Here is a 14107-nt window from a genome sequence, read left to right as displayed (position 1 = left end):
TGTTTGTATGGGCTGCCGGCGCTGGATTTTTCGGTCGTTGATTGAGGTCGCCGCGCTCATCTTTGCAAGAGTCTTATACTGGATCCTTGTGGTTTTTCGGCTCGTCCCGGTGACGAGAGGCGTGTGTTATGAAGTTCGTTGATGAAGTATCGATTCGCGTAAAAGCTGGCGACGGCGGCAACGGTTGCATGAGTTTCCGTCGGGAGAAGTTCATCGAGAAGGGTGGTCCCAACGGTGGTGATGGGGGTGACGGCGGCTCGGTCTACATGGTCGCCGACGAAAACCTCAATACCCTGGTGGATTACCGCTATACCCGGCACTTCGATGCCGAGCGCGGTTCCAATGGCGGCAGTACCGACTGCACCGGCAAGAAGGGTGAGGATCTGGAGCTGCGTGTGCCGGTCGGCACCACGGTGATCGATTCCAGTACCCAGGAAGTCATCGGTGACCTGGTCAAGTCGGGGCAGCGCCTGCTGGTGGCCCATGGCGGCTGGCACGGCCTGGGTAACTCCCGCTTCAAGTCCAGTACCAACCGTGCGCCGCGCCAGACCACGCCGGGCAAGCCGGGCGAGCAGCGCGACCTCAAGCTGGAAATGAAGGTGCTGGCCGACGTCGGCCTGCTGGGCTTGCCGAATGCCGGCAAGAGCACGTTCATCCGTTCGGTCTCGGCGGCTAGGCCGAAGGTGGCGGACTATCCGTTCACCACGCTGGTGCCGAACCTGGGCGTGGTCAGTGTCGACCGCTGGAAAAGCTTCGTCATCGCCGACATTCCGGGGTTGATCGAGGGCGCTTCGGACGGTGCCGGCCTGGGGATTCGCTTCCTCAAGCACCTGGCGCGTACGCGTTTGCTGCTGCACCTCGTCGACATGGCGCCGCTGGATGAGAGCAGTGCGCCGGATGCGGCCGAAGTGATCGTCACCGAGCTGGCCAAGTTCAGTCCGTCCCTGGCGGAGCGTGATCGCTGGCTGGTGCTGAACAAGTGTGACCAGATCCTCGAGGAAGAGCACGAGGAGCGGGTCAAGGAAGTGGTCGAGCGCTTGCAGTGGACCGGTCCGGTCTATGTGATCTCGGCGATCGCCAGCGAAGGGACCGAGCGCCTGACTCGCGACATCATGCGCTACCTGGAGGATCGTCTCGACCGCCTGGCCAGCGATCCGGCCTACGCCGACGAGCTGCGCGACCTGGATCAGCGTATCGAAGACGAGGCGCGTGCCCGGTTGCAGGCCCTGGATGACCAGCGTGCCCTGCGCCGCAGCGGCGTCAAGAGTGTCCATGACATCGGCGACGATGATGACTGGGACGAAGAAGACGTCGATGACGAGGATGGCCCGGAAATCATCTACGTGCGCGACTGATGTTGCCGTTTACCGTAGGGGTGGGCCGCCGCTCGATTGCAGGCGGGCGGTCTATCTGACTTGTGGCGGTGTTATCATCGCCATCAGCCTGTTCCACCTGGCGCCGCTCATTCGAGCGGCGTTCTGGTTTCTGGGAACCGGCTACCCTGAACAATCGCATGGGCAGCGCTCGGTCGCGCTGCCCGCAAGCCAAGGTTGAAAGATGATGCGGAGCAAGGTGACAGGTGCGCAGCGTTGGGTCGTGAAGATCGGCAGCGCACTGCTGACGGCGGACGGCAAGGGGCTCGATCGCGCCGCAATGGGTGTCTGGGTCGAGCAGATGGTGGCGTTGCACGAGGCGGGCGTCGAGCTGGTGCTGGTGTCTTCCGGTGCGGTGGCGGCGGGCATGAGTCGCCTGGGCTGGACGGTGCGACCGAGTGCCATGCACGAGTTGCAGGCGGCTGCCGCGATCGGCCAGATGGGTCTGGTGCAGGCCTGGGAGTCGAGCTTTGCCGAGCATGGCCGGCATACCGCGCAAATCCTGCTGACCCATGACGATCTGTCCGACCGCAAGCGTTACCTCAATGCGCGTAGCACCTTGCGTGCGTTGGTCGAGCTCAAGGTCATCCCGGTGATCAACGAGAACGACACCGTGGTCACCGATGAAATCCGTTTCGGCGACAACGATACCTTGGCGGCGCTGGTGGCCAACCTGGTGGAAGCGGACCTGCTGGTGATCCTGACGGACCGTGACGGCATGTTCGACGCCGATCCGCGCAACAACCCCGATGCCCAGCTGATTTATGAGGCGCGTGCCGATGATCCGGCGCTGGACGCGGTGGCGGGTGGTACCGGTGGAGCGCTGGGGCGTGGCGGCATGCAGACCAAGTTGCGCGCAGCGCGACTGGCGGCGCGTTCCGGTGCGCATACGATCATTGTCGGTGGGCGCCTGGAGCGTGTGCTGGATCGCCTGAAGTCGGGCGAGCGCATTGGCACCTTGCTGTCGCCTGAGCGGGGCATGCTGGCGGCGCGCAAGCAGTGGCTGGCCGGGCATCTGCAGACCCGTGGCACGCTGGTGCTGGACGATGGCGCGGTGAATGCGCTGGCCCGGGATCACAAGAGCCTGCTGCCGGTGGGGGTGAAGCTGGTCCAGGGCAGCTTCCGTCGCGGTGAGATGGTGGTGTGCGTGGCGGCGGACGGTCGTGAGATCGCTCGTGGGCTGGCGAACTACAGTGCGCTTGAGGCGCAGAAGATTATCGGGCAGTCATCGGATGCCATTGTCGGTCTGTTGGGGTATATGGCGGAGCCTGAACTGGTTCACCGCGATAACCTGATTCTGGTGTGATGGGTTGAGGGAGATGGGTATGGGGATCGCAAAGGGATTGTTGGGGTTGCTGCTGGCGATGCCGTTGCTGGCGTCGGCTGAAGAGATTGGCCAGGTGTCCACGGTCTTCAAGTTCGTCGGGCCGAACGATCGTATCGTGGTCGAGGCGTTCGACGATCCCAAGGTCGAGGGGGTGACCTGCTACCTGTCCCGGGCCAAGACCGGCGGCTTGAAGGGTGGCCTGGGGTTGGCCGAGGATCGCGCCGAGGCGTCGATTGCCTGTCGCCAGGTCGGGTCGATTCGCTTTAGCGGCGAGTTGAAGGATGGCGAGGAGGTGTTCAAGGAGCGCACCTCGCTGGTGTTCAAGACCATGCAGGTGGTGCGCTTCCTCGACAAGAAGCGCAATACCCTGGTGTATCTGGTCTACAGCGATCGCTTGATCGAAGGCAGCCCGCAGAATGCGGTGACGGCGATTCCGATCCTGCCCTGGCCGTCGCACCCGTGAGGTGCTGAAATCGCAGGCAATAAAAAACCGACCCTGAGGTCGGTTTTTTAACAAGCGTGTCGCTTAGGCTGCAGCAGCAAGGTTCAGCGCCTTGATGTGGCCGTTCAGACGACCCTTGTGACGAGCGGCCTTGTTCTTGTGGATGATGCCTTTATCGGCCATGCGGTCGATAACAGGAACAGCCAGAACATAAGCGGCTTGAGCTTTGACAGCGTCTTTTGCGTCGATGGCTTTGACTACGTTCTTGATGTAGGTACGAACCATGGAACGCAGGCTGGCGTTGTGGCTGCGACGCTTCTCAGCCTGTTTTGCACGTTTTTTGGCGGAAGGTGAGTTGGCCACCGTCGAGCTCCTCGAAAGACTTTTTAGGGAATAGCAAACAAAATAGGCCGCGAATCATGCCGATGAGTTGGAGTCTTGTCAAGGGCGGGTGATACATCCCGCTGAGTGGTCGATCTGAAGTGACGGGTGATTTATTTCCGGCGCCTGACCTGTAAACTCGCGAGCTTTGGCTCTGTGCTGTTGCGGCGCGGAGTATCGCACAAACGGGCGCTTTGTTCGCCTGCTCTTTCTCCAAAGGCGCACTCTCTTTCAATGAATCTGCTCAAGTCGTTGGCCGCCGTCAGCTCTATCACGATGATTTCCCGGGTTCTGGGCTTTGTTCGCGATACGATCATCGCGCGTATCTTCGGTGCCGGAATGGCCACCGATGCCTTCTTTATCGCCTTCAAACTGCCCAACCTGCTGCGGCGGATCTTTGCCGAAGGGGCTTTTTCCCAGGCCTTCGTGCCGATCCTGGCGGAATACAAGAGCCAGCAGGGCGAAGAGGCGACCCGCACCTTCATCGCCTATGTCAGCGGCCTGCTGACCCTGGTGCTGGCGTTGGTCACGGTGCTGGGCATGCTGGCCGCGCCCTGGGTGATCTGGGCCACGGCCCCGGGTTTTACCAACACGCCGGAGAAGTTCAAGCTGACCTCCGACCTGTTGCGGGTGACTTTTCCTTATATATTGCTGATCTCGCTGTCGTCCCTGGCAGGAGCGATCCTCAATACCTGGAACCGTTTTTCGGTGCCGGCCTTCGTGCCGACGCTGCTGAATGTGAGCATGATCATTTTTGCCCTGTTCCTGACGCCGTACTTCGATCCGCCGGTGATGGCCCTGGGTTGGGCGGTGCTGGCCGGCGGCCTGGCCCAGTTGCTCTACCAACTGCCGAGCCTGAAGAAGATCGGCATGCTGGTGCTGCCACGGCTGAATTGGCGCGACAGCGGTGTCTGGCGGGTGATGAAGCAGATGCTGCCGGCGATTCTCGGGGTGTCGGTCAGCCAGATTTCCCTGATCATCAACACCATCTTCGCTTCCTTCCTGGTGGCGGGGTCGGTGTCCTGGATGTACTACGCCGACCGGCTGATGGAGCTGCCGTCCGGGGTGCTGGGGGTGGCGCTGGGCACCATCCTGTTGCCGATCCTGTCCAAGACCTATGCCAGCAAGGATCGTCACGAGTATTCGCGGATTCTCGACTGGGGCCTGCGCCTGTGCTTCGTGCTGGTGTTGCCGTGCTCCCTGGCGCTGGCGATCCTCTCCAGGCCCCTGACGGTCGCGCTGTTCCAGTACGGCCAGTTCAGTGCCTTCGACGCGCTGATGACCCAGCGTGCGCTGATTGCCTACTCGCTGGGGTTGCTGGGCATCATCATGATCAAGGTGCTGGCGCCCGGTTTCTACGCGCAGCAGAACATTCGCACCCCGGTGAAGATCGCCATTTTCACCCTGACGGTCACGCAGTTGCTCAACCTGGCCTTTATCGGGCCCCTGGCCCATGCCGGGCTGGCGCTGGCGATCAGTGGCGGGGCCTGCATCAACGCCGGGCTGCTGTTCTGGCAACTACGCAAGCAACAGTTGTTCGTGCCGCAGCCGGGCTGGGGGGCGTATCTGGCGAAGCTGGTGCTGGCGGTGGCGGTGATGTCGGCGGTATTGTTCGGGTTGATGCAGGTCATGCCGGCCTGGGACCAAGGGCACATGCTCGAGCGTTTCCTGCGCCTGGGCGCCTTGGTGGCGGCCGGCGTGCTGGCGTATTTCGGCATGTTGGCGGCCCTGGGCCTGCGCCTGCGGCATTTCAATCGCAAATCGTTGATGTAGGAAGGCGGCGCACAAGAGTTTTGTCGGTTCGATCGATTTGTGCAGCGCTGTTGCCTGTCGTCGGCCGCCGGGTGTGGTTATAATCGACCACTTTATGAGCAAGAAGCGCGTTATGCAGCTGGTTCGAGGCCTTCACAACCTGCGCCCCCGGCATCGGGGCTGCGTCGCCACCATTGGCAACTTTGACGGTGTTCACCGTGGCCACCAGGCTATCCTGGCCCGGCTGCGCGAGCGTGCGCTGGAGTTGGGCGTGCCCAGCTGCGTGGTGATTTTCGAGCCGCAGCCGCGCGAGTTCTTTGCCCCGGACACCGCGCCCGCGCGTCTGGCACGCCTGCGCGACAAGCTGAAGCTGCTGGCCGCCGAGGGTGTCGACCGGGTCCTGTGCCTGGCGTTCAACCAGCGCCTGAGCAAGCTCAGCGCCACCGAGTTCGTCGATACGATCCTGGTGGACGGTCTGGGCGTGCAGCATCTGGAAGTCGGCGACGACTTCCGCTTCGGCTGTGATCGCGTCGGCGATTTCGAGTTCCTGCAACAGGCTGGCCGTGCCCGCGGTTTTACCGTCGAGGCCGCGCAGACCGTTGAACTCGATGGCCTGCGGGTCAGCAGCACCCAGGTGCGTAATGCCCTGGCGGCCGCGGACTTCGCCCTGGCCGAGCGTTTGCTCGGCCGCCCGTTCCGCATCGCCGGCCGGGTGTTGCATGGCCAGAAACTGGCGCGCCAACTGGGCACGCCGACCGCCAACGTGCAGCTCAAGCGCCGTCGCGTGCCGTTGACCGGGGTCTACCTGGTCAGCATCGAGCTCGACGGCCAGGCGTGGCCGGGTGTCGCCAATATCGGCGTGCGGCCAACGGTTTCAGGTGATGGCAGCGCTCACCTGGAAGTGCACCTGCTGGATTTTGCCGGTGATCTGTATGACCGGCGTTTGACGGTGGTCTTCCACCACAAGCTGCGCGATGAGCAGCGATTTGCCTCCCTGGAGGCGCTCAAGACGGCGATCAATGCGGACGTCGCCGCCGCCCGTGCCCACTGGCAGGGTCAACCGCTTAAAAAGAGCCTGAAATGACCGACTACAAAGCCACGCTTAACCTCCCGGACACCGCCTTCCCGATGAAGGCCGGCCTGCCACAGCGCGAACCGCAGATTCTGCAGCGCTGGGACAGCATTGGCCTGTACGGGAAGTTGCGCGAGATTGGCAAGGATCGTCCGAAGTTCATTCTTCACGACGGTCCTCCGTATGCCAACGGCACGATTCACATCGGTCATGCGCTGAACAAGATTCTCAAGGACATGATCATCCGTTCCAAGACCCTGGCCGGCTTCGATGCCCCTTATGTGCCGGGTTGGGACTGCCATGGCCTGCCGATCGAACACAAGGTCGAAGTGACCCACGGCAAGAACCTGAGCGCGGACAAGACCCGCGAACTGTGCCGCGCCTACGCCACCGAGCAGATCGAAGGGCAGAAGTCCGAGTTCATCCGCCTGGGCGTGCTGGGCGACTTCGCCAACCCCTACAAGACCATGGACTTCAAGAACGAGGCCGGTGAAATCCGCGCCCTGGCCGAAATCGTCAAGGGCGGCTTCGTGTTCAAGGGCCTCAAGCCGGTGAACTGGTGCTTCGATTGCGCTTCGGCCCTGGCTGAAGCCGAAGTCGAATACCAGGACAAGAAGTCCCCGACCATCGACGTTGGTTTCCCGATTGCCGACCAGGACAAGCTGGCCGCCGCCTTCGGCCTGCCGGCGCTGGCCAAGCCGGCGCAGATCGTGATCTGGACCACCACCCCGTGGACCATCCCGGCCAACCAGGCGCTGAACGTTCACCCCGAATTCAACTACGCCCTGGTGGATGTCGGCGACCGGTTGCTGGTGCTGGCCGAAGAGCTGGTGGAGGCGTGCCTGGCGCGCTACAAGCTGGAAGGTTCGGTGCTCGCGATTGCCAAGGGCCAGGCCCTGGAACTGATCAACTTCCGTCACCCGTTCTATGACCGCCTGTCGCCGGTGTACCTGGCCGACTACGTCGAACTGGGCGCCGGTACCGGCATCGTGCATTGCTCCCCGGCCTACGGCGAGGACGACTTCAAGATCTGCAAGCAGTACGGGCTGGTCAACGATGACATCCTCAATCCGGTGCAGAGCAATGGCGTCTATGCCGAGTCCCTGGGGTTCTTCGGCGGCCAGTTCATCTTCAAGGCCAACCCGGCCATCGTCGACAAGCTGGCCGAAGTCGGCTCCCTGCTGCACACCGAAACCATCAGCCACAGCTACATGCACTGCTGGCGCCACAAGACCCCGCTGATCTACCGCGCCACCGCGCAGTGGTTCATCGGCATGGACAAGGCCCCGGTGGCTGGCGACACCCTGCGTGAGCGCGCGCTCAGTGCCATCGAGCACACCCAGTTCATTCCGGCCTGGGGCCAGGCGCGCCTGCACTCGATGATCGCCAACCGTCCGGACTGGTGCATCTCCCGTCAGCGCAACTGGGGCGTGCCGATCCCGTTCTTCCTCAACAAGGAAAGCGGCGAGCTGCACCCGCGCACTGTCGAGCTGATGGAAGTCGTTGCCCAGCGCGTCGAAGTCGAAGGCATCGAGGCCTGGTTCAAGATGGACGCCGCCGAGCTGCTGGGCGACGAAGCGCCGCTGTACGACAAGATCAGCGACACCCTCGACGTCTGGTTCGACTCCGGGACCACCCACTGGCACGTACTGCGCGGTTCGCACCCGGTCGGCCACGAGAGCGGTCCACGCGCCGACCTGTACCTGGAAGGTTCGGACCAGCATCGCGGCTGGTTCCACTCCTCCCTGCTGACCGGTTGCGCCATCGACGACCACGCGCCGTACCGCGAACTGCTGACCCACGGCTTCACCGTCGACGAGGCCGGTCGCAAGATGTCCAAGTCCCTGGGCAACGTGATCGCGCCGCAGAAAGTCAACGACACCCTGGGCGCCGACATCATGCGCCTGTGGGTGGCCTCGACCGACTACTCGGGCGAGATGGCGGTGTCCGACCAGATCCTGCAACGCAGCGCCGACGCCTACCGGCGGATCCGCAACACCGCGCGTTTCCTGCTCTCCAACCTGAGCGGCTTCAACCCGGCCAGCGACCTGCTGCCGGCCGAGGAGATGCTCGCCCTGGACCGCTGGGCCGTGGACCGCGCGCTGCTGCTGCAACGCGAGCTGGAACTGCATTACGCTGAATACCGTTTCTGGAACGTCTACTCCAAGGTGCACAACTTCTGCGTGCAGGAGCTGGGCGGTTTCTACCTCGACATCATCAAGGACCGCCAGTACACCACCGGCGCCGACAGCAAGGCCCGGCGTTCCTGCCAGACCGCGCTGTTCCACATCAGCGAAGCGCTGGTGCGCTGGATCGCGCCGATCCTGGCCTTCACCGCCGACGAGCTGTGGCAGTACCTGCCGGGCGAGCGCAACGAATCGGTGATGCTCAACACCTGGTATGAAGGTCTCAGCGAGCTGCCGGAAGGCTTCGAGCTGGATCGTGACTACTGGGAGCGGATCATGGCGGTCAAGGTCGCGGTCAACAAGGAGATGGAGAACCTGCGGGCGGCCAAGGCCATCGGCGGCAACCTGCAGGCCGAAGTGACCCTGTTCGCCGAGGAGGCGCTGGTTGCCGACCTGGGCAAATTGAGCAACGAACTGCGTTTCGTGCTGATCACCTCCACCGCGACCGTTGCGCCGTTGGCGCTGGCCCCGGCGGATGCGGTGGTCACCGAAGTGGCCGGCCTGAAGCTCAAGGTGGTCAAGTCCGCCCATGCCAAGTGCGGCCGTTGCTGGCATCACCGCGAGGACGTCGGGGTCAACCCGGAGCATCCGGAAATCTGCGGTCGTTGCGTGGACAACATCAGCGGCGAAGGCGAGGTGCGTCACTATGCCTAATGCCAGTGCAGGCCGTTTCGGCCGCCTGGGCTGGTTGTGGTTGAGCGTGCTGGTCCTGGTCATCGACCAGGCCAGCAAGTTCCACTTCGCCAGTTCGCTGACCCTGTACCAGCAGATCGTGGTCATCCCCGATTACTTCAGCTGGACCCTGGCCTACAACACCGGCGCGGCGTTCAGCTTCCTGGCGGAAAGCTCCGGCTGGCAGCGTTGGTTGTTCGCGCTGATCGCCGTCGTGGTCAGTGCCGTGCTGGTGGTCTGGCTCAAACGCCTGGGACGCAACGAAACCTGGCTGGCGATTGCGCTGACGCTGGTGCTCGGCGGTGCCCTGGGCAACCTGTATGACCGCATGGCCCTGGGCCATGTGATCGACTTCGTCCTGGTGCACTGGCAGAACCGCTGGTACTTCCCGGCGTTCAACTTTGCCGACAGCGCCATCAGCGTGGGCGCGGTGATGCTGGCGCTGGATATGTTCAAGAGCAAAAAGTCCGGAGAACCCGTTCATGACTGAACACGCAGTGGCTGAGCAACGCATCGGTCAGAACACCCAGGTCACCTTGCATTTCGCCTTGCACCTGGAAAACGGCGATACCGTCGACAGCACCTTCGACAAGGCGCCGGCGACCTTCAAGGTCGGCGACGGCAACCTGCTGCCGGGCTTCGAGGCGGCGCTGTTCGGTTTCAAGGCCGGTGACAAGCGCCAGCTGACCGTGGCCCCGGAAAATGCCTTCGGCCAGCCGAACCCGCAGAATGTGCAGGTCATGCCGCGTTCGCAGTTCCAGGACATGGAGCTGTCGGAAGGCTTGCTGGTGATCTTCAACGATGCGGCCAATACCGAGCTGCCCGGTGTGGTGAAGGCGTTCGACGACACCCAGGTGACCGTCGACTTCAACCACCCGCTGGCGGGCAAGACCCTGACCTTCGATGTCGAGATCATCGAGGTCAAGGCGCTTTAAGAGCATCGCGAGCAAGCTTGCTCCTACAGGGTGGGGGGCGTACACAGATGTTACGTACGGCACCGACCCCCTGTAGGAGCCGGCTTGCCGGCGATAGACCGCCCCAGCGGTCCAACGATTCAATCCTTGCGCGCAAGACACGAGGCACAGCATGCACATCAAACTCGCCAACCCCCGTGGCTTCTGCGCCGGCGTGGACCGGGCGATCGAAATCGTCAACCGGGCCCTGGAAGTCTTCGGCCCGCCGATCTACGTGCGCCATGAAGTGGTCCACAACAAATTCGTCGTCGAAGACCTGCGCGCCCGTGGCGCCATCTTCGTCGAAGAGCTGGACCAGGTACCGGATGACGTGATCGTGATCTTCAGTGCCCACGGCGTTTCCCAGGCCGTGCGCACGGAAGCCTCGGGGCGTGGCCTGAAAGTGTTCGACGCCACCTGCCCGCTGGTGACCAAGGTGCACATCGAAGTGGCGCGCTACAGCCGCGACGGCCGTGAATGCATCCTGATCGGCCACGCCGGCCACCCGGAAGTCGAAGGCACCATGGGCCAGTACGACGACAGCAACGGCGGTGCGATCTATCTGGTGGAGGACGAGAAAGACGTCGCCGCCTTGCAGGTGCGCAACCCGGACAAACTGGCGTTCGTGACCCAGACCACCCTGTCCATGGACGACACCAGCCGCGTCATCGATGCCCTGCGGGCGCGCTTCCCGGCCATCGGCGGACCGCGCAAGGACGACATCTGCTACGCCACGCAGAACCGCCAGGACGCGGTCAAGCAACTGGCGGACGAGTGCGATGTGGTGTTGGTGGTGGGCAGCCCGAACAGCTCCAATTCCAATCGCCTGCGCGAGCTGGCCGAGCGCATGTCGACACCGGCCTACCTGATCGACGGCGCTGAAGACCTGCAGCGCAGCTGGTTCGACGGGGTCGAGCAGATCGGCATCACCGCCGGCGCCTCGGCGCCGGAAGTACTGGTGCGTGGCGTGATCCAGCAGCTCCAGGCCTGGGGTGCGACCGGTGCCGATGAACTGGCCGGTCGCGAGGAGAACGTCACCTTCTCCATGCCCAAGGAATTACGCGTTCGCTCCCTGCTGTAAGCCTGCGGAGGCGCACAGCGCCTCTGGCATTTCCCGTTTTTCGAGCCTGATCCGTCCCGTTGCAGCCAGCACCACCTGATGATGGCTGATGGGGCGGTCCGTGGCGCAGATATGCAGTGTCCCACCCATCGATGCACTGTTGTTCGGGTTGAGCGATCCGATAGCGGTGAAGCGGACAAACTCCTGGAGCCATAGGTTGCCTTTGATCGGTGTCAGTCCATGGCTGCGTCGTTCAACCAGCACCGGGTTGTCCGGGTCCAGGTGACCTTGTCCGCTGCGGTCGACGATGATCCGCCAGCCGCGACTCCAATCTTCTTCCAGGGCATGCATGACGACATCCTGCTGACGTAGAACCGCCTCGGTTCTCGCCAGTTGCATGCCATTTGCCAGCTCATTGGCGCTCACCTGGCGACGCTGCGAGGCGATCAGTTCACTGAAGGCCGGGCTGGCGAGTCGGGCAAGCATGCCGATGACGGCGAGGCCGATCAGCAGCTGAACAAGGCTGAATCCTTTCTGATCCATCTGGGCTCCCTCCTGGAGACTGGGTGTTTCGGCGCGCTCCGGGCGCCGGTCCTGAGAAAACAACCATCCATCCTGATGAGGAATGTCTTGGGTTGCACCGCTAGTTATAGTCGATGGCATCCACGGTTTTAATGGTCGGGTCCTGTTGGGTGGGAGTTGCTGATGAGGTGGGCGAGGAGCGGGAAGCAGTCAGGGATGACGCTGGTTGAGGTGCTGATCTCGGTGCTGATCCTTGCCGTCGGCGTGCTGGGCGCGGCGGCGATTCAGCTCAATGCGCTGATCTACACGGACAGCTCGAAGATGAGAACCCAGGCCAGTTTCATTGCCTACGACATGATGGACCGTATCCGCGCCAACCCGGATGCGGACTATTCCCTGGCCGGCCTGGGGAGTGTCACCGCCACGGCCGGTTCGACTATGGCGCGGGATGTGGATTTCCATGACTTCAAGACCAGCATCGGCCACTTCGCCGGAGCTTCCGGGACGGGGAGGATTGAGGTGAACGGGAGGGCTGTCACCATCACCATCGGCTGGAGTGACCAACGGGCCGACAACATGACCGACGCCGCTACGCCGAATGTCACTTTCGTGCTCAATAGCCGCGTTGCAGTCGATCCGGTCGTCACGCCATGAGCCGTCGTTGCAGAGGCTTCGGCCTGATCGAGTTGATGATCGCCATCACCCTGGGGCTGATCGTCGTATTGGGCATTACCCAGATCTTCGTCGCGGCCAAGAGTACTTACTCCAACCAGAACACGGCCGCCGGTATGCAGGAGGATGCGCGTTTCATCCTCGGCAAGATGGTGCAGGAGATCCGGATGGTCGGCATGTTCGGCTGCCTGACCCCCCGCGCCATCGATACCTCGGCGGCGGCGGATTTCGCGACCCTTGTCAGCACGCCGATCACCTGGAGCAGCGCCAGCCATTCCCTGACGCTGGTGACCGCCGATATCGGTGGCAATGGCGGGACGCCGGCCTGGACGATCATCTCCGATTGCCTCAATACGGCGACGGCTGTCCGGAAAACGGGCGTGCCGGCTGCTGGGCAAATGGCCTTTCCCTTGCGCAGGCAGATCTATGCGTTGCGCAACAACCAGATTACCGTCTCCAGCGGAGACGGCCCGGCGGCCGGGCTGGTGAGCAATGTCAGGAGCTTCGGCGTCTCCTTCGGTATTGCGCCATCGGCGACCGCTATCGCGGTCAGTTCCTACAGCAGCCATCCGGCGGACCCGGCAACCATCCGTAGCGTGCGCCTGCAAATGACCTTGTACGATCCGAACGGCCAAGTCGCCGATCAGCAGTACAGCGTGGTTGCTGCGCTGCGCAACCGGCTCTTGTAGGCGGACTTTGTATGCCGTTCTTGCTTCTAAGCCATACAGGTTTCAGCACTACGGGTTTCGGGCCCGGCTCGCAGCGCGGCATGACGTTGCTGGTCAGCCTGGTGTTCCTGTTGCTGCTGACCCTGATCGGTATTTCCTCCATGCAGAATGCGACCTTGCAGGAAAAGATGGCCGGCAGCCTCACCTGGCGCAATACCTCGTTCCAGGCTGCCGAGGCGGCGCTGCGCCTCGGTGAAAGCGCGGTGCAGCGAGCGACCTACGACCTGGCGATGTGTACGACCCACGTCACCTGTGCGCCGCCGGTGGAATCCGCCACCCTGTCGGCCGCCGGGACGAACGCGGTCTCGGGTGTGAACTGGATTGCCGCCGGCGAAGGTTTCTACGGTGTACAGAACCTGGGGGCCACGGTGTTGGCGGCCAACCTGCCGATCGGCACTTCGGCAACCTTGTACCGGGTGACCGCGGTGGCCATCAGCGGCCATTCGCGATCCATTGTGGAGAGTATCCAGGCCAATGCCGGGAATCCCAGTGAGGCCGGTGGGGGCAGTCGGCGGATCATGTGGCGGCAAATTCAATAGGGAAGGCGGCGTATGCAAGCAATCTCCAGAGGCTTTACCTTGATTGAACTCATGATTGTCGTGGCCATTGTCGGTATCCTGACGGCGGTGGCTTATCCCGCTTACACCGACTATGTGAAGCGTACGCACCGCTCGGCGATCGCCGGGTTGCTGTCCGAACAGACCCAGAACCTCGAGCGGTTCTACTCGAAGAACGGTTCCTACTCGGGGACGGCGCCCACGGTACCGACGGTCAGTGCCGGCAATGCCCATTACACGATTACCGCGACCTTGAATGCCCAGGATTTCAATCTGTTGGCGACTGCGGCGGCCGGGTCGATGATGGTCGGTGACCGGTGCGGTGGTTTCAACATCACCCAGACCGGCCAGCGTACCAATCCAGGGGCTGCCGCGGGTTTGACCAGCAAGGATTGCTGGAGCCGCTGAGC

15 protein-coding genes are annotated in these 14107 nt (G+C 62.8%); 13 read left to right on the top strand and 2 right to left on the bottom strand.

Going from position 1 to position 14107, the window contains the following annotated elements; all coding sequences use genetic code 11:
* The first annotated feature begins 128 nt into the window (after positions 1-128).
* The 3 genes from cgtA to UCMB321_RS23550 all read left to right on the top strand — a co-directional run bounded on the left by cgtA (position 129) and on the right by UCMB321_RS23550 (position 3163).
* On the top strand, positions 129-1355 hold the full coding sequence (cgtA, locus tag UCMB321_RS23560) for an Obg family GTPase CgtA (RefSeq protein WP_040071085.1): 1227 nt from the start codon (positions 129-131) through the stop codon (positions 1353-1355).
* A 205-nt stretch (positions 1356-1560) separates the two neighbouring features.
* Positions 1561-2679: a glutamate 5-kinase gene (proB, locus tag UCMB321_RS23555; protein ID WP_040071217.1), complete on the top strand. Its 1119-nt coding sequence runs from the start codon at positions 1561-1563 to the stop codon at positions 2677-2679.
* 19 nt (positions 2680-2698) lie between these two features.
* Entirely contained in the window at positions 2699-3163 is a 465-nt protein-coding gene (locus UCMB321_RS23550; RefSeq protein WP_040071084.1) for a CreA family protein, read from the top strand.
* Positions 3164-3226: 63 nt separating this feature from the next.
* On the opposite strand, the gene rpsT is transcribed toward UCMB321_RS23550, so the two are convergent.
* Positions 3227-3505 carry a 30S ribosomal protein S20 gene (rpsT, locus tag UCMB321_RS23545; RefSeq protein ID WP_040071083.1) on the bottom strand — a complete coding sequence of 93 codons (279 nt, stop codon included), beginning with the start codon at positions 3503-3505 and terminating at the stop codon, positions 3227-3229.
* Between the two features lie 252 nt (positions 3506-3757).
* On the opposite strand from rpsT, the gene murJ reads away from it, so the two are divergent.
* From murJ to ispH, 6 genes are all read left to right on the top strand, one after another.
* On the top strand, positions 3758-5296 hold the full coding sequence (gene murJ / locus UCMB321_RS23540; protein ID WP_040071082.1) for a murein biosynthesis integral membrane protein MurJ: 1539 nt from the start codon (positions 3758-3760) through the stop codon (positions 5294-5296).
* 112 nt (positions 5297-5408) lie between these two features.
* Positions 5409-6359: a bifunctional riboflavin kinase/FAD synthetase gene (gene ribF / locus UCMB321_RS23535; protein WP_040071081.1), complete on the top strand. Its 951-nt coding sequence runs from the start codon at positions 5409-5411 to the stop codon at positions 6357-6359.
* Positions 6356-9187 (top strand): isoleucine--tRNA ligase, encoded by a 2832-nt coding sequence (gene ileS, locus UCMB321_RS23530; RefSeq protein WP_040071080.1) that lies wholly within the window; start codon positions 6356-6358, stop codon positions 9185-9187. The genes ribF and ileS overlap by 4 nt, the downstream gene beginning before the upstream one ends.
* Positions 9180-9695, top strand: coding sequence for a signal peptidase II (gene lspA, locus UCMB321_RS23525; protein WP_040071079.1), 516 nt, complete (start codon positions 9180-9182; stop codon positions 9693-9695). The genes ileS and lspA overlap by 8 nt, the downstream gene beginning before the upstream one ends.
* A gap of 7 nt (positions 9696-9702) precedes the next feature.
* The gene (fkpB, locus tag UCMB321_RS23520) at positions 9703-10140 is read left to right on the top strand and encodes an FKBP-type peptidyl-prolyl cis-trans isomerase (RefSeq protein ID WP_209437203.1); all 438 of its coding nucleotides are present in this window, start codon (positions 9703-9705) and stop codon (positions 10138-10140) included.
* A gap of 151 nt (positions 10141-10291) precedes the next feature.
* Positions 10292-11239 (top strand): 4-hydroxy-3-methylbut-2-enyl diphosphate reductase, encoded by a 948-nt coding sequence (ispH, locus tag UCMB321_RS23515; protein ID WP_040071075.1) that lies wholly within the window; start codon positions 10292-10294, stop codon positions 11237-11239.
* Here ispH and UCMB321_RS23510 read toward each other — a convergent pair.
* Positions 11216-11761, bottom strand: coding sequence for a GspH/FimT family pseudopilin (locus UCMB321_RS23510; RefSeq protein ID WP_040071073.1), 546 nt, complete (start codon positions 11759-11761; stop codon positions 11216-11218). The two genes, ispH and UCMB321_RS23510, sit on opposite strands and share 24 nt — an antisense overlap.
* A 162-nt stretch (positions 11762-11923) precedes the next feature.
* On the opposite strand from UCMB321_RS23510, the gene pilV reads away from it, so the two are divergent.
* The 4 genes from pilV (at position 11924) to UCMB321_RS23490 (ending at position 14105) form a co-directional block, all read left to right on the top strand.
* Positions 11924-12394: a type IV pilus modification protein PilV gene (pilV, locus tag UCMB321_RS23505; RefSeq protein WP_040071072.1), complete on the top strand. Its 471-nt coding sequence runs from the start codon at positions 11924-11926 to the stop codon at positions 12392-12394.
* Positions 12391-13101 (top strand): PilW family protein, encoded by a 711-nt coding sequence (locus UCMB321_RS23500; protein ID WP_040071070.1) that lies wholly within the window; start codon positions 12391-12393, stop codon positions 13099-13101. Before pilV ends, UCMB321_RS23500 begins: the two co-directional genes overlap by 4 nt.
* Before the next feature lie 80 nt (positions 13102-13181).
* The gene (locus UCMB321_RS23495) at positions 13182-13679 is read left to right on the top strand and encodes a pilus assembly PilX family protein (protein ID WP_084615144.1); all 498 of its coding nucleotides are present in this window, start codon (positions 13182-13184) and stop codon (positions 13677-13679) included.
* A gap of 12 nt (positions 13680-13691) precedes the next feature.
* Complete coding sequence (locus tag UCMB321_RS23490) at positions 13692-14105, top strand: type IV pilin protein (RefSeq protein ID WP_040071068.1); 414 nt, start codon at positions 13692-13694, stop codon at positions 14103-14105.
* Positions 14106-14107: the final 2 nt, after the last annotated feature.

Source organism: Pseudomonas batumici (assembly GCF_000820515.1).
Classification (GTDB): Bacteria; Pseudomonadota; Gammaproteobacteria; order Pseudomonadales; family Pseudomonadaceae; genus Aquipseudomonas; species Aquipseudomonas batumici.
The sequence above is the reverse complement of the archived record's forward strand: the minus strand, read 5'-3'. Positions and strand labels throughout refer to the sequence as shown.